This is a genomic window from Pseudomonas sp. DSV-1 (assembly GCF_035830915.1).
Lineage (GTDB): Bacteria > Pseudomonadota > Gammaproteobacteria > Pseudomonadales > Pseudomonadaceae > Aquipseudomonas.
The window spans coordinates 2927908-2953527 of record NZ_JAYMYG010000001.1 but is presented as its reverse complement, the minus strand read 5'-3'; the positions used below and the strand labels follow the sequence as shown (position 1 = coordinate 2953527).

Genomic DNA, 25620 nt, shown 5'->3' with positions numbered 1-25620 from the left:
CGCCGCCACGCAAGTGACGGCCAGCTACTCCCCAAAGAGGGGCGCAGAATAACAGCAAATGATGCAATTAAGGGAAAAGGCTAAATTTATCGTAGGATTCTTCGTTTATAAGATCGCCTGAAAACCGTGGTCAGCTCCCGCAGGGGGGCATTCAGGCCGACGTGCTGACCATCGACCCCGAGCCGCTGCTGCCCTGGGCTGTCAGTGCCTGCAGCAATGCGGCCGTGGCCGCTTGCAGCGCCGCAGTGGTCGCCGTCACTTGTGCCTGGGCCCCGGCAACGGCAGCGGCCTTGGCGTCCGGGCTCTGGTCGCTGGCCTGAATGCTTTGCAGTGCCTGCATCTGCTGCTGGAGCTGTTTTTGCAGTTGCGCGATCTGTTTTTTCAACTGCTTGACCGTGTCTGAACTGTCGTCACTGCTGTCTGGTGCAGGTGCCGCATTGGCGCCCCTGGACGCTCGCGGCTTGACCTGTTCGGTGGCCGTGGCGCTGGCGTCACTCACGGCGCTGCTGTCCGGCGCGTTGCTGGATGCAGTGCTGGCCACGCTCTGGATATTCAGGCTGGATGCCAAGGGGTTGATGCTGCCGACCATGTCGATTCGTCCTTTAAACCTTATGCCATTCAAGTCCATCGGCAGGGCGCGCCAGTGCTTTAGGCCGTGGCGCGAAATAAGCCGGATCACAGGTCATATGCTTATTCCCTAACGGTATTTAAATTAAATTTCTTATACCTATAAAGTCATACCCCTGCGTACAGGTCGACCAATCGACGCGCCGCACGAAATGAACCAACACGGGACCTCCGTGAGTTTCTGATCGATCAGCGCGCCATTGGGTGTGCTCTGCGTGGGAGTGATTTATGTCTGCACCGTCTGCCTCTGCGATTGCTGTAAGCATCGCCCCTCAGTCTTTTGAGATTCGCCCGTTCAGCGGTGCCGTGGGAGCCGAAATCATCGGGCTTGATCTGGCGTTGCCGGTCAATGACCAGGATTTTGCGCGCATTCACCGCGCGCATCTGGAGCATCACGTAGTGGTGTTCCGCGATCAGCGCATTACCCCGCAGCAACAGATCGCCTTCAGTCGCCGTTTTGGCATTTTGCAGATCCATGTGCTCAAGCAGTTTCTGCTGACCGGGCACCCGGAAATTCTCATCGTCTCCAATATTATCGAGAACGGCCAATCCATCGGCCTGGGGGATGCGGGCAAGTTCTGGCACTCCGATCTTTCCTATAAAGAGCTGCCGAGCCTGGGCTCGATGCTGCATGCCCAGGAGCTGCCGAGCGAAGGCGGGGATACGCTGTTCGCCGACATGCACAAAGCCTGGGACGGCCTGCCGCAAGCCTTGCGCAGTGCCGTGGAAGGCCGCTCGGCCGCGCATTCGTATACGGCGCGCTACAGCGAAACCAAATTTGAAGGCAACTGGCGCCCGACCCTGACCCCGGAGCAATTGGCTCAGGTCAGCGAGGTGGTGCATCCGGTGGTACGGACCCACCCGGAAAACGGCCGCAAGGCCCTGTTTGTCAGCGAGGGTTTCACGACCCGCATTGTGGGCCTGCCCGAGGATGAAAGCCGCCAGTTGCTGGCAGAGCTATTCGCCCACAGCGTGCTGCCTGAAAACATCTACCGCCATCAATGGCAGCCCCATGACCTGGTGTTCTGGGATAACCGTTCGCTGATCCATCTCGCTGCCGGATGCCCAAGCCATCTGCGTCGCAAGCTCTATCGCACCACCATTCAGGGCAACGCCCCTTACTGATCGTCCCTATTTCAAGGAGCATAGCCATGCCCAAATCATTCAAAACCGTCGCTGCCAGTGTAGGCCTGGGCTTGAGTCTGCTTGCCGGCAGCCTGGTCGCACCCACCGTGGCCCATGCCGAAGGCGAGATCCGTATCGCCGAACAGTTCGGCATTGTCTACCTGCTGCTCAACGTGGTGCGCGATCAAAACCTGATCGAGAAACACGGCAAGGAGGAGGGCATCGACATCAAGGTCGACTGGACTCAATTGTCCGGCGGAGCGGCGGTCAACGATGCCTTGCTTTCCGGTTCCATTGACATTGCCGGCGCCGGGGTTGGCCCGCTGCTGACTATCTGGGATCGCACCCACGGCAAGCAGAACGTCAAGGCCGTGGCATCGCTGGGCAACTTTCCGTACTACCTGCTGAGCAATAATCCGAACGTCAAAACCATTGCCGACTTCTCCGAAAAGGACCGCATTGCCGTGCCTGCTGTGGGTGTTTCCGTGCAGTCACGCTTTTTGCAATATGCGGCTGCCAAGCAATGGGGCGACAAGGAGTTCAACCGGCTGGACAAGTACACCATCGCCGTCCCCCATCCTGATGCCACGGCTGCGCTGATTGCCGGTGGTACAGAGCTGAGCGGGCATTTTTCCAACCCGCCGTTCCAGGATCAGGCGCTGAAAAACCCCAACGTACACGTGGTGCTCAATACCTACGACTTGCTCGGCCCCAACTCACCGACCGTGCTGTTTGCCACCGAGAAGTTCCGTAACGACAACCCTAAAACCTACAAGGCCTTCGTCGAGGCGTTGACCGAGGCGGCCGAGTTTGCCCAGAACGACAAGGCTGCTGCCGCTGACACATACATTCGCGTAACCCAGTCCAAAGTCGATCGCGACGAGTTGCTGAAGATCATCGACACCCCGGAGTACGAGTTCAGCGTGACGCCGAAAAACACTTACCCACTGGCTGAGTTTCTGTACCGCGTTGGCGCGATCAAAAACAAACCCGACTCCTGGAAAGATTACTTCTTCCAGGACGCCAAACCGCTGCAGGGGAGCTGACAGCCATGAACGCCTCCGTGCAAGGCCACACGGCCAGCCACTTGAACGCAACAGGGCCTGCCCTGTTGTCGGTCGATCAGGTAAGCCTTGAGTACCGCACGCCGCAACGTGTGGTGAGGGCGACCCACCAGGTCAGTTTTGAAATCGATCCGGCGGACCGTTTTATCCTGCTTGGCCCTTCGGGCTGCGGCAAGTCGACGTTGCTCAAGGCAGTCGCCGGGTTTCACACACCCTGTGAGGGGCAGATCCGTCTCCAGGGCCAGGCCGTCACCGCACCGGGGCCGGACCGTATGGTGGTGTTCCAGGAGTTTGATCAGCTGCCGCCCTGGAAGACGGTCAAGCAAAACGTGATGTTCCCTTTGCTGGCCTCCAAAACCCTGCCACGGCGTGAAGCCGAGGAGCGGGCATTGCATTATCTGAACAAGGTCGGCCTGGCAGCGTTTGCCGATGCTTATCCGCACACCTTGTCCGGTGGCATGAAGGCTCGCGTGGCGATCGCCCGGGCCTTGGCGATGCAGCCGAAAATCCTGTTGATGGACGAGCCCTTTGCCGCACTCGACGCCCTGACCCGGAGCAAGATGCAGGAAGAATTGCTGCTGCTCTGGGAGGAGGTGCGCTTTACCTTGCTGTTTGTCACCCACTCCATCGAAGAGGCGCTGGTGGTGGGCAACCGGATCTTGCTGCTGTCGCCACACCCCGGGCGTGTGCGGGCTGAAATCAACAGCCATCAGTACGATCTGCACAGCCTGGGTGGTACGGGGTTCCAGCACACGGCGCGGCGTATTCATCGGCTGCTGTTCGATGAAACCGATGCAGGCACTGACGAACAACCCCTGAATTTCGCTGATATCCGTATCGCTTATTGAGCCGTGGAGGATTGCCCGATGAGCCAATCATCATCTGTACGCCAGGAGTATGAAGTGGTCCTGGAGCCGTTGCTGACGGTGCCGCTGGAGCGCGAACTGCCCCTTGGCCAGCGTCTCTGGCAGCAGGGCTGGTTACGCAAAAGCCTGATTCTGGTCGTGCTGGCCGTGCTCTGGGAGCTGGTGGCGCGCTACCAGAACAACGACCTGCTGCTGCCCACGTTCTTGCAAACGAGCAGTGCCCTGTATCACGGCCTGATCAGCGGTGAATTGCTGAGTAAGGTGGGCATTTCCATGGTGGTGCTGCTCAAGGGGTACCTGATCGGGATCCTTCTGGCGTTTGCGCTCACCACGCTGGCGGTCTCGACCCAGTTGGGTCGTGATTTGCTGAGCACCCTGACGTCGATGTTCAACCCGTTGCCGGCCATTGCCCTGTTGCCACTGGCATTGCTGTGGTTCGGGCTGGGGCAGAACAGCCTGATTTTCGTGCTGGTGCATTCGGTGCTCTGGGCGTTGGCCCTGAACACGTATGCGGGTTTTCTCGGCGTCTCGGAAACCCTGCGCATGGCCGGGCGCAACTATGGGTTGAAGGGCATCCGCTTTGTGCTGTTTATCCTGATCCCGGCAGCGCTGCCATCGATCCTCGCCGGTCTGAAAATCGGCTGGGCATTTGCCTGGCGCACGCTGATTGCCGCCGAGCTGGTGTTCGGCGCCACGAGCGGCAAGGGCGGTCTGGGCTGGTATATCTTCCAGAACCGCAATGAGCTGTACACCGACAAGGTGTTTGCCGGGCTGGCGGTGGTGATTCTGATCGGCTTGCTGGTGGAGAACCTGGTGTTCGCTACCCTTGAGCGGGTCACGGTCAAGCGCTGGGGCATGCAGCGCTGATGTGCAAAACCCGGAGCGCTTGAAGGCGATCCGGGTCCCGTCATTGTGTTCTTACTAATTCCCGCCGGCCTGATTCTTCAGGCCTTTGTTCTTTTTGGTCCGTACTGGCCGCAAAACGTTGTCGTTTAAACGCAAAAAATCCCCGTTTTTCAAGCGTATGCCTGTGATTGATGGCTATGTGCTACTTATTGCTTGTCATTCATGGCAGGCGTTGGCATGATTTTGACACTAAGGTTATTCCCTAAGTGTTTGCTGTCGGGATCAAGGATCACGCTCTGCTTGATGCAGGCATCATCCTCACCTCGCTGCTTCCTTGATGTATCTCCTGAATTTTCCCGGAATCGCTTGATGGCACTGACGATTGCAGCGAGTTTCAAGCTCGGCCGTTACGTTCAAATCAGTGATTTGGCTTCACGACCTCTTTTTCGGAGCGAACGCCATGCAGTTATTCAAAAAACTGATGAACATTCTGGAGCAGGCTGATCGCAGTCGCGAGCGTACTGGCAATCCTTTATTTGTCCCGCCTGAGTTCGAACACCTGAAACGGGATCTCAACATCGTTGAGCAAGCCCGGCGCCACGGTGAGCAGGGCTATCCCCCTGAGGAAGCAACCCGGCTGACGGCGACGGAAGAGACCATCCGTGTGACCCTTGAGCTGGAGCGGGAAAAGGTTCTGGCGTGGGCCGAGTCGCGGATCGCAGTGGTTCAAAACCGTCTGGATGCTCTGGATATCGGCGCTACGGTGAGCCGCTGTGCTCATGTTGACCAGGATTTCGAACGTGCCATAGACAGCCTGGTGAGCGATTACGCGATACGGCTGCAGCGCCTGGAGTACAGCGTGCGCGAGCGCGAGGCTGAGTTGTGTGCCTACAAGGCAGAGCATCACTCGGGATTCGAAAAACATCAAAAGCGTCGCAATCAAGCGTTGGGGATCTATCAGGACGAGATTGCCGACGTGCGCAATGAACTGATGGCGCTCAAACAGCAGTTCCTTGAAAAGCTTGAGTCGGATGTCCTGGCGTGCAATGAGCAACTGGTCAGCTACCAGTCGGCCCTGGACGAAAAGCGCAATGTGAAACCCCGGCTGGCCAGTGGCCTGAACAAGGCCGAAATGATTTTGGCCGGGCTGGTTCAATGCTATCGCGCCGAAAACCAATTGCATCGCAATGGTCGACGAGTGCCTGCTTACTTCAGTGAGCGTATTGCGCTGAAGGCAATCGCTTTGCCCGACAGCGATATGGCTGAGGATGAAATTCGTCTGGCCTCGCAGCAGCAAGCGCTGGTGGATCTGATTGAACAGCTGGAGCAGATTCGCGGCCGGATTCAGTCCTCGTTCTATCAGAAATACAATCAACTGATGCCGCTATCCTGGCTGCCTGAATACCCGCCTGTGATGGAGCAACGCATCACTGCAAGCCCGGTTTGAGGTGAGTGCGGGCTGGTCACTTACGTCCAGCCCAGCGTGACTGCCGTCAACAGCAGATACCTGGCGCCCTTGGCCAGGGTGACGATCAGCACGAAACTCCATAGCGGTTCGCGCATGATGCCGGCAATCATGGTGAGCGGGTCGCCGATTATCGGCACCCAGCTCAGCAGCAGCGACCATCGGCCATAGCGCAGATAGAACGCGCGGGCCTTGTCGAGTTTTTGCTCGCTGACCGGAAACCAGCGTTTGTGTCGAAAGCGCTCGACCGAGCGGCCCAATACCCAATTCAAGACCGAACCCAGGACATTGCCGAGGGTGGCCACGACCAGCAGTGTCAGGGCGACGTACTTGCCGGACAGCAGCATGCCGACCAGCACGGCTTCCGATTGCATGGGCAGGAGTGACGCGGCACCGAATGCCGCCAGGAACAGGCCGAAATAGCTGGTTAATTCAAACACGCGAACTTCCACGAGTGATGGGCGCCGGCCTTGTGTTGTGGGAGCGGGCTTGCTCGCGATGAAGGCGCTGTGGTCTTTCTGGCCAACCGGGTCGATGCTATCGCGAGCAAGTCCGCTCCCACAGGGATCGAGGACAGTTGCTCGCGCAAAGGCGTGGTCAGGCGGCCCTTATCGCAGCCTTTTGCAGCGACTACAAGTTTTGTGATGCCTGCAGGTGGCGCTGTGAGGGGGGGCCGGTTCTCCCAGAGGATCTGATCAACTAGAGGTCGGATTCGCACTTAAAAGCCAAGTCAGAAACCCGCCAATACATTGGTCTCTAAATTTCCGCCGCGCAGGCATGAGCAGATGAATATTCAAGAAATTCGTTATTATCTATCAGTGTGCAGCCTGGTATTAGGCTGCTCAATACCCATCATGGGAATAGTTGTCTGGGGAATAACCGAAGTTTTCCCCCTCGAAGGACGAGCCTTATACATTGCCTACGCGTCAACACTATAGTGTGTTGGTCTTGGTTGGCTTGCGTGTTTACATACCAAAATTAAATCGTGTTGCTTAGTTTTCTCTCGCGCCAAGTACAACGTCAGCAAGTGAGCTCAGTGTTCCGTCAGTCGCTTCTGTAACACTATTTCCGCTTCAATTTTCATCCAGCCTGCTAAGACCCCAATACTGTTTTGAGCATGGAATTTTGCCTTGGACTCCAGCTCGGCGCGCTCGGTCCCGATCTCTTGTAGCCCATTCCCTCATCAACGGCTTGTATAACTTGATTACCGTAGGAGGCAACCATCAATAAAATGTCTGGTACCAAGGTAACAACCGACCGCTTAAATAAATCTTTGACGTTTGCCTGTAATGCTCATGTAACTAAGGCTGGCCAACTCTAACGATCCTCGTTTTTGATAGGCGATCCTACAACCTTGACAGGTAACTTAACTCGACAGTCCTTTTTTTATCCTGAAGAGAATGTGGTATAGGGGCAGGATTGACGCGGCATCGAATGCCACCAGGAACAGGCCACAAACAGCTGGTTAATTCAAACACGCGAACTTCCACGAATAATGGGCGAGGGCCTTGTGTTGTGGGAGCGGGCTTGCTCGCGATACAGGCGCTGTGGTCTTTCTGGCCAACTGGGCTGATGCCATCGCGAGCAATCCTGCTCCCACAGGGATCGAGGACAGTTGCTAGCGCAAAGGCGTGGTCGGGCGGCGCTGTGAGGGGGCAGGTTCGCACAGCGGATCTGATCAACTACAGGTCGGATTCGCACAAAAAAACCGTTCTTGTATCTGTTCGAATGATCCTCAACGACCCGCCTGCCGGCGGCTTCTGATGCTCGATCACAGACAAGGACCCAAGACATGCAAATGCCGAAAACCATCCAGATCAAAAACGGTGAAAAGGTCTCTCCCACGTTCTCGGCCCAGGAGTACGCCAACCGTCAGGCGAAGCTGCGTGCCTATATGGCGCAGAACAATATCGACGCTGCGGTATTCACGTCCTATCACAACCTCAACTATTACAGCGATTTCCTGTACTGCTCGTTTGGCCGCAACTATGCGCTGGTGGTGACTCAGGACAGCGCGGTGACCATCAGCGCCAATATTGACGGCGGCCAGCCGTGGCGCCGGACCATGGGCACCGACAATATTGTGTATACCGACTGGCAGCGCGATAACTACTTTGTCGCGATCCAGCAGGCCCTGCCCAAGGCCGGTCGCATCGGGATCGAGTTCGATCACATGAACCTGCTCAATCGTGACAAGCTCGCCAGCCGTTACCCCCAGGCCGAGCTGGTGGATATTGGCGCGCCGTGCATGCGCATGCGCATGATCAAGTCAGCCGAAGAACACGCCATTATTCGCCACGGTGCACGGATCGCCGATATTGGCGGCGCGGCCATCGTGGAAGCGCTGCGTGATCAGGTGCCCGAATATGAAGTGGCGCTGCACGCGACCCAGGCCATGGTGCGGGAAATCGCCCGTACCTTTCCCGATTCCGAGCTGATGGACACCTGGACCTGGTTCCAGTCGGGGATCAATACCGACGGCGCACACAACCCGGTGACCACCCGCAAAGTGAACAAGGGCGATATTCTGAGCCTCAACTGCTTCCCGATGATTGCCGGTTACTACACGGCATTGGAGCGCACCCTGTTCCTGGACCACTGCTCGGACGAGCATCTGCGGCTGTGGGAAGTTAACGTCAAGGTGCATGAGGCCGGCCTGAAGTTGATCAAGCCCGGCATGCGTTGCTCGGACATCGCCTTGCAACTCAACGAAATCTTCCTGGAGCATGATCTGCTGCAATACCGCACTTTTGGCTATGGCCACTCGTTTGGCACTCTTAGCCATTACTATGGCCGCGAAGCCGGGCTGGAGCTGCGTGAAGACATCGACACGGTGCTGGAGCCGGGCATGGTGGTGTCCATCGAGCCGATGATCATGATTCCCGAAGGTCGTCCGGGTGCGGGCGGGTATCGCGAGCATGACATCCTGATCGTCAACGAGCAGGGCGGGGAGAACATCACTCATTTCCCGTACGGCCCGCAGCACAACATCATCAAGAAGTAGAGTTGCCTTGACCCTGTGGGAGCGGGCCAGCCCGCTCCCACACAATTGCCAAGCTCGATACCAGCGCATGCGTACGCAGATTACGCAGCGTTTTCTGACCTGTTTACCCCTGCCAAAAAGAACACAATGAGGGTATCTGTCATGTCCCGCGTCCCGACGTTGCTTGCCGTTTTCCTGTCCCGCATCTCTTTCCCCGGAGGTGCTCAATGAGTATCCCAAGTGCAAGTCTGGCATTACCTCTGACAACCGAGCAGGAAACCGAGCGTCTCAGCGAGCGCAAGGCGCTGCGCCGTGCTGCCACGGCCAGCTTTATGGGCAACTTTGTCGAGTGGTTTGACTACGCAGCCTATGGCTATCTGGCGACTGTCATTGCGCTGACGTTCTTCCCGCAAACCGATACCACCACAGGGCTGCTGGCGACCTTCGCGGTATTTGCCCTGTCGTTTATCGTGCGCCCCATCGGTGGCCTGGTCTGGGGTCATTTTGGCGACAAGTACGGGCGGCGCAGTGCCTTGTCCTGGTCGATTCTGATCATGACCCTTTCGACCTTTTGCATCGGCATTCTGCCTACCTACAACCATATCGGCCTGTGGGCTCCGGCGTTGTTGCTGTTGATTCGCCTGGTGCAGGGTTTTTCGGCGTCGGGGGAGTACGCTGGGGCCTCGGCCTTTCTGGCCGAGTATGCGCCCGAGGGCAAGCGTGGTTTCTACACCAGCATTGTGCCCGCGAGTACCGCAGCCGGATTGCTGTTTGGCGCGATGTTTGTTGCCGGAATGCACGCGTTGATGACCGTCGAAAACCTTCACGACTGGGGGTGGCGCCTGCCGTTTTTACTGGCGGCTCCCTTTGGTCTGGTAGGGCGCTATATCCGCGTGCACCTGCAGGACTCACCCAAGTTCCTGGAAATGGAACAGCGACTGGAAGCCAAGGAGTGTGCGACCCATGCCCCGGTCCGTGAATTGCTGACTGTGCATCGTCGGGCAGTGATGATCGGGATTGGCGTGACCTGCCTGAACGCCGTGGCGTTCTACCTGCTGCTCAGTTACATGCCGACCTATCTGTCGACTGAAATGGGCATGAGCGAGAGTGATTCGTTTATTGCCTCGACGGTGTCGCTGGCGACCTATATCGGCCTGATTTTTCTGATGGGCACGCTGTCTGACCGTTATGGCCGAAAGACCATGCTGGTCACCGCGTCGGTGCTGTTTTTGCTGCTGACATTTCCGCTGTTCGGGATGCTTGGCAACCCGTCGCTGCTGGTGATTCTGATGATTCAGATTGCCTTCGGCGCGATGTTGGCCATGAACGACGGTACCTTGCCGTGTTTCCTGGCCGAGATTTTCCCGACCCGGGTCCGTTTCAGCGGATTTGCCTTCAGTTTTAACGTGGCCAACGCGGTGTTCGGCGGGACTGCCCCGTTTATTGCCACCTGGCTGATTCATATGACCGGCAACAAAATGGCCCCGGCCTGGTATTTGCTGGCAGCGGCCGCGGTAGCGCTGGTTGCGATGCTGGCCAGTCGCGAGACGGCGCACACCGCGTTGCAAGACTAAACACACCGCTGAAATACGCCTGTGGGAGCGGGCTTGCTCGCGAATGGATCGATGCGTACTGATTGTCAGACCGCGTCAAAGCCATCGCGAGCAAGCCCGCTCCCACAGGTTTTCTGGCCTGTGGGCAGGGCTCAGTGCAACGCCACTTGCTTGCGCTCACCAATCGGCGACACCCCAAACAACCGGCTATAACATTTCGAAAAATGCGCCGCCGAGACGAAGCCGCAGGCGAGGGCGATGTCGCGCACTTGCGACTCGCTGCGCAGCAACAGGCTTCGTGCTCTGGCCAGGCGCAGTTCCAGGTAATACTGGCTCGGTGTGCGCTGCAGGTGTTTGTGAAACAGGCGCTCCAACTGCCGCACCGACACCTCGTTCAAGCGCGCCAGGTCTTCAAGGCTGACCGGCTCTTCAAGGTTGGCTTCCATGATGGCTACCACCTGGCTGAGCTTGGGTTGGGAGGTCCCCAGCTTCTGGCGCAGCGGCACCCGTTGCTGCTCCTGCGCTCCCCGCGCCCGGTCACACAGCAGCAGCTCGGCCGCGTGGGCGGCGATTTCCCGGCCACCCGGCTCTCGAGCGATCAGTTGCAGGGTCATGTCCATCGACGCCACGCCGCCCGAGCAGGTGTAGCGGTCGCGATCCAGTTCAAATAGCTGATTGGAAATGATGATCCCCGGGAAATGGTCCTTGAGGGTTTCGATGTCTTCCCAGTGAATGGTGCAACGATAACCCTTGAGCAAACCGGCCCGTGCCAGCCAGTAGCTTCCGGTGCAAATGCCGCCCAGCGCGACCCCTTCGTGTGCCAGCTTGCGCAGCCAGTTGAGCACGGGCCGGCTACTGAGGTGGGACACGATGGGGTTTGAACCCACCACCAGCAAAATATCCAGTTTTGGCCCATCACCCACCACATGGTCGGGCAGGATGCGCATGCCATTGCTGGCAGTGACCGGATCCAGGGTAGGGGCGATGATCACGGTGCGAAACATTTCACAGCGGGCGGCCATGTTGGCCATGCGCAGGGTTTCGATGGCTGAGGCAAAACCGATGGTGGTGAAGTTTGGTATCACCAGAAAGCCCACGGTTTTTACCGTGGGCATGTTGATCGGTGACGCTGTAACAGGCGTTGCCATCCTTACGCTCCTCTAGATGACCCCGGACGCGTTTAGCGTCGGGGTTCACGCAGGTTGTTGCATCTCCAGGCCGGGGCTGGGGATGCAAGGTTCTGTGCTTTGGGTGTAAGGAAGCATTTGTTGTGCCAGCAGCTAACAGCTTGTTATTGCGGAAAAAAATTATCGCCGTCAGAGGCCCGAGGATGCCCGGCGTGTGTGGCCCCGTCCCGCAGAAGGTGTCGGCGACAGGTACCGCCAGCGCTCGCGCAGCCTTGTTGCCACGGCCATGACCCTGGTCAAACGCCCTGACTTTAAAAGCCGGTACAACCCCTTTGTGAGGAGTCAATAACAATACCAGCACGGCCCGTTTCGAGGGGATCACCCCAGATCGACGCCTTAAAGGAATAACGCGATGCTTTCTACCTTCCCACGTCTGGCGCTGGTCGGCCTGACGTTGTTTTGCACTGTTCAGGTGCAGGCCGGTGAGCCGACAACGGCCCCTGTCCCCGAAAAATCCCTGATCGATCGTGGCCAGTACGTGGCCAGACTTGGCGACTGCATAGCCTGTCACACCGCCCAGGGAGGGGCTGTGATGGCAGGCGGGCTGGAACTGAAAACGCCGATGGGCACGATATATTCGAGCAACATCACGCCAGACCCCGAGACCGGCATCGGTCAGTACAGCTTTGAGCAATTTGACCGGGCCATGCGCGAAGGAGTGACGCCTGCGGGGCAGAACCTGTACCCGGCCATGCCGTATCCGTCCTACGCCAAGATGAGCGAAGAGGATATGCGCGCGCTTTACGCCTATCTGATGCAGGACGTAACGCCGGTGAAAGTGGCCAATATTGAGGCGGACATGGGCTTTCCGTTCAACCAGCGCTGGGGCCTGGCGCTATGGAACTGGGCCTTTGTCGACCAACAGCCGTTCGTTGCCGACCCTGGCAAAAGTGCCGAGCTGAACCGGGGGGCTTATCTGGTGCAGGGCCTGGGGCATTGCGGTTCCTGCCACACGCCTCGGGGCATCGCCTTCCAGGAAAAGGCCCTGGACGATGGGGGGCGCAGTGGCAAGCACTACCTGGCGGGTGAAACCGTTGAAGAATGGCGCGCCTTGAGCCTGCGCAACCTGTGGACGGTGGAGGACACGGTGCAGTTGCTCAAAACCGGGCAAAACCGGTTTGCCACGGTCTCGGGCAACATGGCCGACGTCATTCATCACAGTACTCAGCATTTCACCGACGCGGATTTGACCGCCATCGCCAGTTACTTGAAGTCGCTGCCACCGGGCAAGGATGATTTGCCGATGCCTGCTGTGGCAATCGAACCGGCCAAGGCGCCGGACACGCTGTTTACCAGCCGTGGCGGGTTGGGCTACACGCAGTTCTGCGCCGACTGCCATCGCCCGGATGGAGGGGGTGTCAAAGGCATGTTCCCGCCGTTGAACGGCAATCCGGGGATCGTGGCGGCTAACCCGACCACCCTGTTGCACATCACCCTGACCGGCTGGAAAACCCCGCAAACTGCTACGCACCCACGGGTTTACACGATGCCCGGGTTTGCGCGCCTGGGGGATGATGAAATTGCCGAAATCCTGAGTTTTGTGCGCAGCAGTTGGGGCAATGACGCCCCGGCGATCAAGCCCGCGCAAGTGGCCAGCATGCGCAAGCAGCTCAACCCCCAGGTCACTGACGAGAGTGCGTTTGTGACGCCGCGACTGGCCAATCTGCTCAGCGCTGCCAATGCCGACCAGGTGGTGCGCGGCATGCGCTTGCACTTGCAAACCAAGGCATTGCTGGCGGACAACGTTGGCAATGCGCTTAATTGCACCAGTTGCCACCTGAACGCGGGCACCGTGGCTGATGGCTCTCCGTTTGTGGGTGTGTCGGCGTTCTTCCCCGGCTATGCGCCGCGTGCGGGCAAGGAAGTGACGCTGGAGGAGCGGATCAATGGATGTTTTCGCCGTTCGATGGATGGCAAGCCGTTGCCGGTGGCCTCACCTGATATGCAGGCGATGGTGGCGTATTTTGACTGGATGAAAATGAACACCGTCGCGGGCGACAAAGTGGCTGGTCGGGGCGTGGGCAAGGTTGACCCCACCATCAAGCCCGATCCTGAAAACGGCAAGGTGATTTATGCGCAGCAATGTGCGGTGTGCCACGGTGACAACGGCCAGGGCCTGAAGCATGCCGACGGCAGCTTTGTGTACCCGCCGTTGTGGGGGGACGAGTCGTTCAATATCGGCGCGGGCATGGCACGCACGTACACGGCGGCAGCGTTCGTCAAACGCAACATGCCGATCGGCTTCCACGAAAAATTCCCGCTGGGGCAGGGCGGGCTATCGGATCAGGAAGCGGTGGATGTGGCGCAGTACTTCTCCCATCAGCCACGGCCTGACTTTGTCGACAAGGCCAAGGATTGGCCTGAAGGCGGCAAGCCGGTGGATGCACGGTATTGAGGTAAAAGCCCGCGCCCTCTCACGGAAGGAGAGGGCTGGGGTGCTTTTCAAACATGGGGTGTCGGGTGCGCCTTGACCTGCGGGCTGGCGTATTGCGGTTTGAGCACGCCCTGGTTGTCCAGCAGCCAGGCGTCCATCACTTTGCGCACCACAGGGCCCGCTACCCGGCCACCGGCTTCGCCGTTTTCGATCATCACTGAAATCACGATCTGGGGATCTTCGGCTGGTGCAAAGCCCACAAACAAGGCGTTGTCACGATTGCGCTCGGCGGTTTTGAGGCGGTTGTAACGCTCGCCCTGCTTGATCGCCACCACCTGTGCCGTACCACTTTTGCCGGCAATCCGGTATTGCACACCCTGGGCTGCTGCCCGGGCGATGCCGCGCGGGTCGTGCATCACCAGTTGCATGGCGTGGTTGACCTGATCCCAATCCCGGGGATCACGCAGCACCAGATTGGGGATCGGGTGCTCATCCACCGGCGGCGTACCGTCAACGGTTTTGGCCAGGTGCGGACGGTTCCATACACCTTTGTTGGCAATCAATGCGGTGGCCTGGGCCAGTTGCAGGGGGGTGACCTGCATGTAGCCCTGGCCGATCCCCAGAATGACGGTTTCACCGGGGAACCAGGCCTGGCGGCGGGTGCTGCGCTTCCACTCACGTGACGGCATCAGGCCGGACGACTCTTCAAACATGTCCAGGGACACCTTCTGCCCAAGCCCGAACTCCGCCATGTAGTCATGCATGCGGTCGATGCCCAGTTTGGAGGCCAGGTCATAAAAGTAGGTGTCGTTGGAGCGCATGATTGCCGCGTTCAAGTCCACCCAGCCATCGCCGCTGTGGTTCCAGTTGCGGTACTTGTGATCAACGTTGGGCAGCTGGAAATAGCCCGGGTCAAATACCCGGGTCGAAGCTGAAATCACGCCGCTGTCCAGGCCCGCAATCGCCACTTCGGGCTTGATCGTCGAGCCGGGTGCATACAGGCCACGCAAGGCCCGGTTAAACAGCGGCTTGTCGATGGAATCACGCAGGCTCGAATAGTCCCTGGAGCTGATGCCGGTCACGAACAGGTTGGGGTCGAAGCTGGGTTTGCTGACCATGGCCAGCACTTCGCCTGTTTTCGGGTCCAGGGCAATGATCGAGCCACGACGATCGCCCAAGGCTTCTTCGGCAGCTTCCTGCAGCTTGATATCCAGGCTCAGTACGATGTTTTTACCGGCCACGGCATCGGTGTGGCGCAGTACGCGCATGACCCGGCCCTGGGCGTTGGTTTCGACCTCTTCAAAACCGACCTTGCCGTGCAGTTCATTTTCATAAAAGCGTTCGATGCCGGTCTTGCCTATGGACTGCGTGCCCCGGTACTGGGTGGCATCCAGTTGTTTGGCTTCTTTTTCGTTGATACGCCCCACATAACCGACCGAATGGGCAAAGTGATCGCCCTGGGGGTAATGGCGCACGAACTGTGCCTCGACATCGATACCCGGCAGGCGGAATTGATTCACGGCCAGCAGGGCAATTTGATCTTCCGTCAGCTCGTACAGCAGGGTAGAGGGATCAAACGGGTGGCGCGCCTGCTTCATGGCCTTGGCAAATACCGCACGGTCTTCGTCAGGCAGGTGCAGGATGCTCATCACCGAGTCCAGCACTTTGGCGGTATCCCCGGCCCGTTCCCGGGTAATGGTCATATTGAAGCTGGGTTGGTTATCGGCCAGCAGCACGCCATTGCGGTCGTAGATAAAACCGCGCTCAGGAGGGATTGGCAGCACGTGTACGCGGTTGTTCTCGGAGACCGTGGAGTTGTAGTCAAACTCGGTGACCTGCAAAAAATACATACGGCCGATCAGCGCGCAACTGATGGCCAGCACCAGCCCCGCGCACGCGATCAGTCTTTTATTGACCAGGCGTTTTTCGCTTTCGTGATCTTTAAGAGGGATCGGTTCGGGCATGTGGGGTGTCTCGCGTGAGTCAACAGATAGCAGCAGCCAGCCAGGCTGCGAAATTCGGCGCACACCTTACCAAGAAGCCTGATGTCGAGTCAGGTTATTGGTTGGCTTGTATATGAAAGCCGACGGACTGTTGTGGCTGTAAACTGCACTTTTTCAAACGGAGCCCCCATTAATGCTGCCCTTGATCAACTGGCACCCCCATGCGCCCTTGCAGCGCCTGCACCTTGACTGGCTGGAACAGGCAGGGGTTGAGGTGGCCGTGCTGCGTCTGGACCTGATCGATCCGCTGATCAGCGGCAACAAGTGGTTCAAGCTCACCGAGCACTTGCTGGCGGCCCATGCAGCGGGGGCTGAAGGGTTGATCAGCCTAGGGGGCGCCCATTCCAATCACTTGCATGCCCTGGCGGCAGCCGGTAAGCGTTTTGGTTTTGCCACCGTGGGGCTGTTGCGCGGTCATCCTCAGCAAACCCCCACCACACTGGACCTTGAGCTTTATGGCATGCAGTTGCACTGGCTGGGTTTTGCCGGTTATCGGGCCCGCCATGAACCCGGCTTCTGGCAGCCCTGGCAGACCATGTACCCGAAGCTGCATCAGGTGCCGGAGGGCGGTGGCGGGCTGGCGGGAGCCTCGGGATGCAAGTCGCTGGTCAGCAGGGTACGCAGTCAGCTGGCGGATGTGTGCTGGGATGATTACGACGGCTGGTGGTTGGCGGCAGGCACCGGCACGACCCTGGCCGGGCTGGTGCTGGGCGAGGAGGGCGCGCGGTGTGTGTATGGCGCGCTGGCGGTGCCACTGGATCACGGTGTCGCGCCACAGGTGGAAGCCATTTTGCAGGCGGGCGGGGCAACGGAGCGCAATTTTCAGTTGATAGAGGCCAGTCGCGGTGGCTTTGCCAGGGTCGATGACGATTTGCTGGAGTTTATTCAGGACAGCGAAGCGGCCTGTGGCTTGCCGCTGGAGCCTTTGTATACAGCCAAGGCGTTGATGGCCCTGAAACAGGCAGTCAAGGAAGGGGTCTTTGCGCGGGGGATGCGTCTGGTGTTTGTCCACACCGGCGGCTTGCAAGGCCGCCGGGGGTTTGTTCAGCAGGTTTAACCGCGCCCAGGCAGCATGCGCAGCAGGGTGTTGTCCTTGATCAGGTAGTGGTGTGCGAGCCCTGCAACGGCATGCAGGCCGATCAGCCAGTAACCGATGGTGCCGCCCAGTTCGTGCCAGCTCTTGATCTGCTTGGCGAAGTCAGGGTCCTTGGCGGTGAGCGGCAGGATGTCGAAGCCGTAGAAAAACACCGGCTTGTCGTTGTAGCTCAACACCAGGTAGCCCAGTACCGGCATGGCGATCATGAACAGGTACAGCGCCCAGTGCATGAGCGTGGCCAGTGCTGTTTGCCAGGCAGGCGGGGTTGGGGTGATTTTTGGCGCGACGCCCAGGGTTCGGGCCAGCAACCGTAGCCAGACCAGCGCAAAGACGGTCAAGCCGAGCATGAAGTGCGCGTCTTTCATCAGGTTGCGACCGGCGCTGTCCTTGGGAAAGATCCCGCGAAACTCAATGGCGGCGTAGATCAAGACAAACAACAGCACCATGAGCCAGTGCAGGGCGATGGACATTCGACTGTAGTGATGGGCGGTGCTTTTCCAGGACATGGTGTTTCCTCACAGTTCAGGTCTGAAGCCTCCGTTCTTGTGTGACGGAGTCCCTCTACTTTAAGCGAGTTGGGCGATTTCGCACTGAGATACGTCAGCTTTCTGGGTTGCCCGGCACATTTGGCCAAAGGTCGGACACTAAAAACAAACGTTCGGCTTCTTCCCAGTCGCCCTCACTGTTCTGCACCAGACGGACCAGCAGTTGGGCCGGAGCCTGGGGGTGCAGTTCGGCAAGCCACACGTCGAGCTGTTGCGCCGTCCAAATCCCTTCGGGGCCATAGAGTGCCGGGGCAAGCCAGGCATGACGGGGCAAGGGCTGCCAGCAACCGGCAGGGCTCTGGCGGATAAACGCCGGCCAGTCGCGCTGATGCAGCCAGCTGCCGCGCAGGTGCTGGGGGTTGGCGCCTGCCGGGGCCTGTGCCTTGCCCGGCCACGGATACAGCAGGTAGCCACCGAGCCACAGGTGCGCGCTGAACGTCTGGATATCAAGGTTGGCAAGGACTTCGCGGCTTTCGGGGCGGCTGGACATGGGGAGCTGATGCTGGCTGAAATGCTTGAGCTTGCGGTCCAGCCGGTCATTGCTGCCGGGGCCGAGCCATTGGGCAGGGTCCGTGCCGTCTGCGTCCTGAGGCCCGAGGTAGAGCTTGATCGCCAGTTCCAGGTGATGCACGCCTTCGCGGTCACGCACCAGCAGGTCCAGTTCCCCCAGGGTATGCCCGCCCAGGCGGATCGGCAGGTTGGCCGCAATCAGCTCGACGCCCGGCGCGTGCTGCACGGCAAATTGCCACAGGCGCTCGTAGTAACGCCCCAGGCGGCGGGTGGTCGCCAGTGCCAGCCAGTGCTGCAGCGGTTCGCTGCACCGGTCCAGCTCGCGCAGCCAGTGCTCAAGCTGCTCCGGGGCCTGTACCCAGTCGCTGCCTGCCAATGGGTGACGTTGGGGCCAGGGTGTGCGGCTCAGCATCGGTGGGGCGAGAATCACCCATGCCAGGTCGCGCACCTCAGGGTGGCGCAATTGGTGGGGCAGGTTGAGCAAGTCGGGAAAGAGTGTCATTGAGCGAGCATAGCTGTTTGCCAGACCCCGGGGCTGAAAGGGTTTTGTCTATCGTCGTCTTTCGCCCATAATCGTTGTTTTCGCACGCATTGAATCCCGCAGGAGCCCCATGGAGCAATTTCGCAATATCGGCATCATAGGTCGTCTGGGCAGCTCCCAAGTGCTCGACACGGTTCGCCGACTGAAAAAATTCCTGCTTGAGCGGCACATGCACGTGATCCTCGAAGACACCATCGCCGAGGTGTTGCCTGGTCATGGCTTGCAAACCTCGTCGCGCAAAATGCTCGGCGAAGTCTGCGACATGGTGATTGTGGTCGGCGGCGATGGCAGCTTGTTGGGCGCGGCCCGCGCACTGGCCCGCCACAACGTCCCGGTATTGGGCATCAACCGTGGCAGCCTGGGCTTTTTGACGGACATCCGTCCGGATGAGCTGGAAGTCAAAGTGGCCGAAGTACTCGACGGTCACTACCTGGTTGAGAACCGCTTCCTGCTGCAAGCCGAAGTTCGCCGTCACGGTGAAGCCATCGGCCAGGGCGACGCCCTGAATGACGTGGTGCTGCACCCTGGCAAATCCACGCGCATGATCGAGTTCGAACTGCATATCGACGGTCAGTTCGTGTGCAGTCAAAAGGCCGACGGCCTGATCGTGGCGACGCCTACCGGCTCCACGGCCTACGCGATGTCAGCGGGCGGCCCGATCATGCACCCCAAGCTCGACGCCATTGTGATCGTGCCCATGTACCCCCATACCCTCAGCAGTCGCCCGATTGTGGTCGATGGCAACAGCGAGCTGAAAATCGTCGTGGCCAAGGACATGCAGATCTATCCGCAAGTCTCGTGCGATGGTCAGAACCATTTCACCTGTGCTCCGGGCGACACCATCAACGTCAGCAAAAAAGCGCAGAAGCTGCGCCTGATTCACCCGTTGGACCACAACTACTATGAAGTGTGTCGGACCAAGCTTGGCTGGGGTAGCCGACTGGGCGGCAGGGCTGACTGATGCTCGATCCAGCGCGCAGTTACGATCTGATCGGTGACGTGCATGGCTGTGCTCATACCCTTGAGCACCTGCTGGAGCGTCTGGGCTATCGCAAACTCGCCGGTATCTGGCGACACCCGCAACGGATGGCGGTGTTCCTGGGTGACATCATTGACCGCGGCCCGCGCATTCGCGAGTCGCTGCATATCGTTTACGACATGGTCAGGTCCGGTCAGGCCCTGTGCCTGATGGGCAACCATGAATTCAACGCGCTGGGCTGGTGCACACCCGCGCCCGCCGCAAGTGGCAGGCAGTTTGTGCGTGAGCACACCCCGCGCCATGCCCGGCTGATCCACGAAACCCTCGAGCAGTTCGACCAGTACCCTGCTGAATGGCGTGAGTTCGTGCAGTGGTTTTATGACATGCCGCTGTTTGTCGACGCCGGGCGTTTCCGGGTGGTGCACGCCTGCTGGGACGCCGAGGTGATTGCCACCTTGCGGGCGCAATACCCCGATGGCTGTATCGACGAGGCGTTTTTGCAGGCGGCCGGGATGCCGGACAGTTTTGCCAACATGAGCTTCAACCGACTGTTGCGCGGTACGGACATGCGCCTGCCGGGCGGCATGACCCTGACGGGTGGTGACGGCCTGACGCGGGCATTCTTTCGCACCAAGTTCTGGGAAGACGACCCCAAAACCTACGGCGATATCGTGTTCCAGCCTGACGCGCTGCCTGATCGCGTGGCGCAACAACCGCTGTCCTCCACCGAGAAGAGCGCCTTGTTGCGCTACGGCATTGATGAGCCGCTGTTGTTTGTCGGTCACTACTGGCGCAGTGGTCGGCCTGCGCCGATCCGCCCCAACCTGGCGTGCCTGGATTACAGCGCGGTGCTGTACGGCAAGCTGGTGGCATACCGTCTGGATCAGGAGACCCGGCTCGATCCGAACAAATTCGTATGGGTGAATGTAGATCGCCCAGAGGCCATTCAATGAGTGCTGTAGCTGTTTTACGTTTGCCGCTGTCCGTCGACCTTAGCGGCTTTGTTGCCTTGCTCAGGCGCATGCAGGTCCCGCATCGGGTCAGCGAGGAAGCGGGCGAGCAGGTGTTGTGGGCGCCCGAGGCCATCGCCGATGATGTGCGCAGTTTGTACCAGCGTTTTCCTGTGGGTGATCCGGAGCACGAACTGCCCATCGTTGAACGTCCGGCGGCCATGCCCCGGCCGGGTTTTGCCCAGCAACTGCGTGCCAGCCCGGCCACGGCGGTGGTGTTGCTGCTGTGTGTGATCGTGGCTGCAGTGACGCAACTGGGTGATAACCTGTCGGCCCTGAGCGGGCTGACCTTTCTCGATTTCAGCATTCGAGGCCAGTACATCCAGTTTGTCCCGCTGTCCGACAGCCTGGCGTCGGGGCAGTGGTGGCGATTGTTCACCCCGATGCTGATCCACTTCGGCTTTCTGCACATTGCCATGAACGGCATGTGGTACTGGGAGCTGGGGCGGCGCATTGAAATGCGCCAGGGCAGCATCAACCTGATTGGCTTGAGCCTGTTGTTCAGCCTGGTATCCAACTTCGCCCAGTACCTGTTTGGTGGCCCGAGCCTGTTTGGCGGGTTGTCCGGGGTGTTGTACGGGCTGCTGGGGCATGTCTGGATTTACCAGATGATGGCGCCAAACCCCTTGTATCACCTGCCTCGCGGGGTACTGGTGATGATGCTGGTGTGGCTGGCGCTGTGCATGTCGGGGCTGGTGTCGATGATCGGTTTTGGCCAGATTGCCAACGCGGCCCATGTGGGCGGTTTGGTGATCGGGTGCCTGACCGGTTTGCTGGGCGGGCTTTGGGCGCGGCGCAAACAGATGGCTTAATTCTGTAGTCGCTGCCGCAGGCGGCGATGGGCTGCGCAGCGGCCCTGCTTTTTTGAAGGTCCTTTGGACCTTATCGCAGCCTGCGGCAGCGACTACAGGTTTACTTTTTAGAGTGGAAACGAACCATGTCCTCTTTCAACGAAATGATTCAAAACATCACCCCCGAGATCTATCAGAGCCTGAAACTGGCCGTTGAAATCGGCAAATGGGCAGACGGCAACAAACTCACCGCCGAACAGCGCGAGCTGTCGTTGCAGGCGATGATTGCCTGGGAAGTGCAGAACCTGCCTGAAGACCAGCGCACCGGTTACATGGGTCCGCAAGAGTGCAGCTCCAAGTCGGCACCAGTGCCTAACATCCTGTTCAAGTCGGATGCCATCCATTGATTGAGATTGGCCGTGGTGCAATCAGCAAGATGTCGGCAAACCTTGAAACGCCGACCGTTCAGTATGCGTTTCGTTTGGGCGATACCGAGGTGCCGGTCAATCCGTTGATCGGTACCAAACTGCGTCTGGAATACCTGGGTGAGATCAACTGCACTCACTGCGGGCGCAAGACCAAAAAGAGCTTCAGCCAGGGCTACTGCTACCCGTGCATGACCAAGCTGGCGCAATGCGATGTGTGCATCATGAGCCCGGAGCGTTGCCACTACGAGGCAGGCACTTGCCGTGATCCGTCGTGGGGCGAGCAGTTTTGCATGACCGATCACGTGGTGTATCTGGCCAACTCCTCGGGGATCAAGGTCGGCATCACCCGTGCCACCCAGTTGCCGACACGCTGGCTCGACCAGGGCGCCAGCCAGGCGCTGCCGATCGTGCGGGTTGCAACCCGTCAGCAATCGGGCTTTGTCGAAGACCTGTTCCGCTCGCAAGTGGGCGACCGAACCAACTGGCGTGCACTGCTCAAGGGCGATGCCGAGCCTGTTGACCTGAGTGCCGTGCGTGAGCAATTGTTCGAGAGCTGTGCCGAAGGCATGAAAACCCTGCAGGAGCGTTTTGGCCTGCAAGCGGTCCAACCCTTGTCAAACGTGGAGCCCATTGAGATTCGCTACCCGGTCGAGCAGTACCCGAGCAAGATCGTCAGCTTCAATCTGGACAAGGATCCGATCGTGGAAGGCACGCTGATGGGGATCAAGGGCCAGTACCTGATCTTTGACACAGGCGTGATCAATATTCGCAAATACACGGCCTATCAACTGGCCGTGCATCAGTAAAAGGACTCCAGCATGCGCACCGAACAACCGCAAATGATCTACCTGAAGGACTACCAGGCGCCCGAGTACCTGATCGACGAGACGCACCTGACCTTCGAGTTGTTCGAGGACCACACGCTGGTCCATGCGCAACTGGTGATGCGTCGCAACCCGGCACGTGGCGCGGGGTTGCCGGCGCTGGTGCTGGACGGTCAGCAGCTTGAGCTGCTGTCGGTCAGCCTCGACGACATCGAACTGGCGGATGATGACTATCAGTTGGGCGACAGTCATCTGATCCTGCACCCGACCGCTGAGCAGTTTGTGGTCGACACCAGCGTCAAGATCCACCCCGAGTCCAACACTGCGCTGGAAGGCCTGTACAAGTCCGGCGGGATGTTCTGCACCCAGTGCGAAGCCGAAGGCTTTCGCAAGATCACCTATTACCTCGATCGTCCCGATGTGATGAGCAAGTTCACCACCACCGTGGTGGCCGAGCAGCACCGCTATCCGATCCTGTTGTCCAATGGCAACCCGATTGCCAGCGGTCCCGACGAAGACGGTCGGCACTGGGCAACCTGGGAAGACCCGTTCATGAAACCGGCCTACCTGTTTGCGCTGGTAGCGGGGGACCTGTGGTGCGTTGAAGACAGCTTCACCACCATGAGCAATCGCGTGGTTGCACTGCGCATTTATGTCGAGCCGGAAAACATCGATAAATGCCAGCACGCCATGGTCAGCCTGAAAAAGTCCATGGCCTGGGATGAAGAAACCTACGGTCGTGAATACGATCTGGATATCTTCATGATCGTCGCCGTGAACGACTTCAACATGGGCGCGATGGAGAACAAGGGCCTCAACATCTTCAACTCCAGCGCCGTACTGGCCCGCGCCGAGACCGCGACCGATGCCGCTCACCAGCGGGTCGAGGCCATCGTGGCCCACGAGTACTTCCACAACTGGTCGGGCAACCGCGTGACCTGCCGCGACTGGTTCCAGCTGTCGCTCAAGGAAGGCTTCACGGTGTTCCGTGATTCGCAGTTCTCGGCAGACATGAACTCGCGCACGGTCAAGCGCATTCAGGACGTGGCCTATCTGCGTACCCACCAGTTCGCTGAAGACGCGGGCCCAATGGCTCACGCGGTACGCCCTGACAGCTTTATCGAAATCTCCAACTTCTACACCCTGACCGTTTACGAAAAGGGTTCTGAAGTGGTGCGCATGATCCACACCTTGCTGGGGGCCGAGGGCTTTCGCAAAGGCAGCGATCTGTACTTCGAGCGCCATGACGGCCAGGCCGTGACCTGCGATGATTTCATCAAGGCCATGGAAGATGCCAACGGCGCCGACCTGAGCCAGTTCAAACGCTGGTACAGCCAGGCAGGCACTCCGCGTCTTGCCGTCAGCGAACACTACGATGCCGCGCAGAAAACCTACAGCCTGACCTTTGCCCAAAGCTGCCCGGCCACCCCGGACAAGGTCGAAAAACTGCCGTTCGTGATTCCGGTCGAGCTGGGCCTGTTGAACGCCCAGGGCACTGAAATTGCCCTGCAACTGGCGGGCGAATCAACTGCCGTGGGCACCAGCCGCGTACTGTCGGTGACTGAGGCCGAGCAGACGTTCACGTTTGTCGGTATCAACGAAAAGCCGTTGCCATCGTTGCTGCGCGGTTTCTCGGCACCGGTGAAACTGAGTTTTGCCTACAGCCGCGACCAACTGATGTTCCTGATGCAGCACGATACCGACGGCTTCAACCGCTGGGATGCAGGCCAGCAACTGTCGGTGCACGTGCTGCAGGAATTGATTGGGCAACATCAGCGCGGTGAAGCACTGGTGATGGATTCGCGTCTGGTAGAAGCCTTGCGCAGTGTGCTGGGCAATCAGGCGCTGGATCAGGCCATGGTCGCTGAAATGCTGTCGTTGCCGGGCGAAGCCTACCTGACTGAAATCAGCGACGTGGCGGACGTTGAAGCGATCCACATCGCTCGTGAGTTCGCTCGCAAGCAACTGGCCGACAGCCTGTTCGACGGTTTGTGGGCCCGCTACAAGACTAACCGTGAAGTGTCGAAAGTCACGCCATACGTGGCTGAAGCCGAACACTTCGCCCGTCGTGCGCTGCAAAACATTGCGCTGTCTTACCTGATGCTTGCCGGTAAGCCAGAGGTGCTGGCGGCGGCTCTGGAGCAGTTCGAGCACAGCGACAACATGACCGAGCGCCTGACGGCGCTGGCGGTACTGGTCAACTCGCCTTACGAGGCTGAAAAAGCCGCGGCGCTGGCCAGCTTTGCCGAGCACTTCAAGGACAATCCACTGGTCATGGATCAGTGGTTCAGCGTTCAGGCCGGCAGCACCCTGCCGGGTGGCCTGCAGCGTGTGCGGGAGTTGATGGAACACCCGGCATTCAACCTCAAGAACCCGAACAAAGTGCGGGCTCTGGTGGGTGCGTTTGCCGGACAGAACCTGATCAACTTCCATGCCGCGGATGGCTCGGGCTATCGCTTCCTGGCGGACCTGGTGATCCAGCTCAACGGCTTCAATCCGCAGATTGCATCGCGGCAACTGGCGCCGTTGACCCGCTGGCGCAAATACGACGGCGCCCGTCAGGCGCTGATGAAAGCGGAACTGGAACGCATCCGTAATTCGGGCGAGCTGTCCAGCGACGTGTTTGAAGTGGTGAGCAAAAGCCTGGCGTAAACCTGTTCACATTTCAAATGTGGGAGCGGGCTTGCTCGCGATGGTCGTTAACGAAGACGCGTATTGGCTGAGTAAATACGGTGTTCTGGAGTCCATCGCGAGCAAGCCCGCTCCCACAGAGGCGCAAATCGCTCAAGTGAACAACCGTGGT

The 25620-nt window shown here is 59.1% G+C and carries 21 protein-coding genes; 15 read left to right on the top strand and 6 right to left on the bottom strand.

The features are described 5' to 3' along the window. Positions 1–151: 151 nt before the first annotated feature. Entirely contained in the window at positions 152–589 is a 438-nt protein-coding gene (locus VSQ83_RS13810) for a hypothetical protein (protein ID WP_219262726.1), read from the bottom strand. 266 nt (positions 590–855) lie between these two features. On the opposite strand from VSQ83_RS13810, the gene VSQ83_RS13805 reads away from it, so the two are divergent. The 5 genes from VSQ83_RS13805 to VSQ83_RS13785 all read left to right on the top strand — a co-directional run bounded on the left by VSQ83_RS13805 (position 856) and on the right by VSQ83_RS13785 (position 5975). After that, positions 856–1752 (top strand): TauD/TfdA dioxygenase family protein, encoded by an 897-nt coding sequence (locus tag VSQ83_RS13805; protein ID WP_019822426.1) that lies wholly within the window; start codon positions 856–858, stop codon positions 1750–1752. A 26-nt stretch (positions 1753–1778) separates the two neighbouring features. Further along, complete coding sequence (locus tag VSQ83_RS13800; RefSeq protein ID WP_326427036.1) at positions 1779–2798, top strand: ABC transporter substrate-binding protein; 1020 nt, start codon at positions 1779–1781, stop codon at positions 2796–2798. 5 nt (positions 2799–2803) lie between these two features. After that, entirely contained in the window at positions 2804–3664 is an 861-nt protein-coding gene (locus tag VSQ83_RS13795) for an ABC transporter ATP-binding protein (RefSeq protein WP_326427035.1), read from the top strand. An 18-nt stretch (positions 3665–3682) separates the two neighbouring features. Beyond that, positions 3683–4549: an ABC transporter permease gene (locus VSQ83_RS13790; protein WP_133078545.1), complete on the top strand. Its 867-nt coding sequence runs from the start codon at positions 3683–3685 to the stop codon at positions 4547–4549. Between the two features lie 439 nt (positions 4550–4988). Then, positions 4989–5975 (top strand): hypothetical protein, encoded by a 987-nt coding sequence (locus VSQ83_RS13785; protein ID WP_219262728.1) that lies wholly within the window; start codon positions 4989–4991, stop codon positions 5973–5975. A 20-nt stretch (positions 5976–5995) separates the two neighbouring features. On the opposite strand, the gene VSQ83_RS13780 is transcribed toward VSQ83_RS13785, so the two are convergent. Beyond that, complete coding sequence (locus VSQ83_RS13780) at positions 5996–6433, bottom strand: YqaA family protein (RefSeq protein WP_326427034.1); 438 nt, start codon at positions 6431–6433, stop codon at positions 5996–5998. Positions 6434–7785: 1352 nt separating this feature from the next. Between VSQ83_RS13780 and VSQ83_RS13775 the strand changes: the two genes are divergently transcribed. Beyond that, the gene (locus VSQ83_RS13775) at positions 7786–8997 is read left to right on the top strand and encodes a M24 family metallopeptidase (RefSeq protein WP_133079228.1); all 1212 of its coding nucleotides are present in this window, start codon (positions 7786–7788) and stop codon (positions 8995–8997) included. A 311-nt stretch (positions 8998–9308) separates the two neighbouring features. Beyond that, on the top strand, positions 9309–10550 hold the full coding sequence (locus VSQ83_RS13770) for an MFS transporter (RefSeq protein ID WP_405046754.1): 1242 nt from the start codon (positions 9309–9311) through the stop codon (positions 10548–10550). 131 nt (positions 10551–10681) lie between these two features. On the opposite strand, the gene VSQ83_RS13765 is transcribed toward VSQ83_RS13770, so the two are convergent. Next, positions 10682–11677 (bottom strand): GlxA family transcriptional regulator, encoded by a 996-nt coding sequence (locus VSQ83_RS13765; protein ID WP_133079230.1) that lies wholly within the window; start codon positions 11675–11677, stop codon positions 10682–10684. Between the two features lie 391 nt (positions 11678–12068). Here VSQ83_RS13765 and VSQ83_RS13760 point away from each other — a divergent pair, with 391 nt between their 5' ends. Continuing rightward, on the top strand, positions 12069–14111 hold the full coding sequence (locus tag VSQ83_RS13760; RefSeq protein ID WP_326427033.1) for a c-type cytochrome: 2043 nt from the start codon (positions 12069–12071) through the stop codon (positions 14109–14111). A 47-nt stretch (positions 14112–14158) separates the two neighbouring features. On the opposite strand, the gene mrdA is transcribed toward VSQ83_RS13760, so the two are convergent. Then, on the bottom strand, positions 14159–16054 hold the full coding sequence (gene mrdA, locus VSQ83_RS13755; protein ID WP_219262732.1) for a penicillin-binding protein 2: 1896 nt from the start codon (positions 16052–16054) through the stop codon (positions 14159–14161). Positions 16055–16226: 172 nt separating this feature from the next. On the opposite strand from mrdA, the gene VSQ83_RS13750 reads away from it, so the two are divergent. Then, positions 16227–17150: a 1-aminocyclopropane-1-carboxylate deaminase/D-cysteine desulfhydrase gene (locus tag VSQ83_RS13750; RefSeq protein ID WP_326427032.1), complete on the top strand. Its 924-nt coding sequence runs from the start codon at positions 16227–16229 to the stop codon at positions 17148–17150. On the opposite strand, the gene VSQ83_RS13745 is transcribed toward VSQ83_RS13750, so the two are convergent. Together VSQ83_RS13745 and VSQ83_RS13740 are read right to left on the bottom strand one after the other, a co-directional pair. Further along, positions 17147–17695 (bottom strand): cytochrome b, encoded by a 549-nt coding sequence (locus tag VSQ83_RS13745; protein WP_133079234.1) that lies wholly within the window; start codon positions 17693–17695, stop codon positions 17147–17149. The two genes, VSQ83_RS13750 and VSQ83_RS13745, sit on opposite strands and share 4 nt — an antisense overlap. 94 nt (positions 17696–17789) lie before the next feature. After that, positions 17790–18746 (bottom strand): DUF1853 family protein, encoded by a 957-nt coding sequence (locus tag VSQ83_RS13740; protein ID WP_133079235.1) that lies wholly within the window; start codon positions 18744–18746, stop codon positions 17790–17792. Between the two features lie 109 nt (positions 18747–18855). Between VSQ83_RS13740 and VSQ83_RS13735 the strand changes: the two genes are divergently transcribed. The 6 genes from VSQ83_RS13735 to pepN all read left to right on the top strand — a co-directional run bounded on the left by VSQ83_RS13735 (position 18856) and on the right by pepN (position 25469). Then, positions 18856–19746 carry an NAD(+) kinase gene (locus VSQ83_RS13735; protein ID WP_095000386.1) on the top strand — a complete coding sequence of 297 codons (891 nt, stop codon included), beginning with the start codon at positions 18856–18858 and terminating at the stop codon, positions 19744–19746. Further along, positions 19746–20717: a metallophosphoesterase gene (locus VSQ83_RS13730; protein WP_133079236.1), complete on the top strand. Its 972-nt coding sequence runs from the start codon at positions 19746–19748 to the stop codon at positions 20715–20717. The genes VSQ83_RS13735 and VSQ83_RS13730 overlap by 1 nt, the downstream gene beginning before the upstream one ends. Then, positions 20714–21586, top strand: coding sequence for a rhomboid family intramembrane serine protease (locus tag VSQ83_RS13725; protein ID WP_133079237.1), 873 nt, complete (start codon positions 20714–20716; stop codon positions 21584–21586). The genes VSQ83_RS13730 and VSQ83_RS13725 overlap by 4 nt, the downstream gene beginning before the upstream one ends. A 125-nt stretch (positions 21587–21711) precedes the next feature. Beyond that, entirely contained in the window at positions 21712–21972 is a 261-nt protein-coding gene (locus VSQ83_RS13720; protein WP_016780738.1) for a YeaC family protein, read from the top strand. After that, complete coding sequence (locus VSQ83_RS13715; protein WP_133079238.1) at positions 21969–22799, top strand: DUF2797 domain-containing protein; 831 nt, start codon at positions 21969–21971, stop codon at positions 22797–22799. Before VSQ83_RS13720 ends, VSQ83_RS13715 begins: the two co-directional genes overlap by 4 nt. Before the next feature lie 12 nt (positions 22800–22811). After that, positions 22812–25469, top strand: a complete 2658-nt coding sequence (pepN, locus tag VSQ83_RS13710; protein ID WP_133079239.1) for an aminopeptidase N — start codon at positions 22812–22814, stop codon at positions 25467–25469. Positions 25470–25620 lie beyond the last annotated feature (151 nt).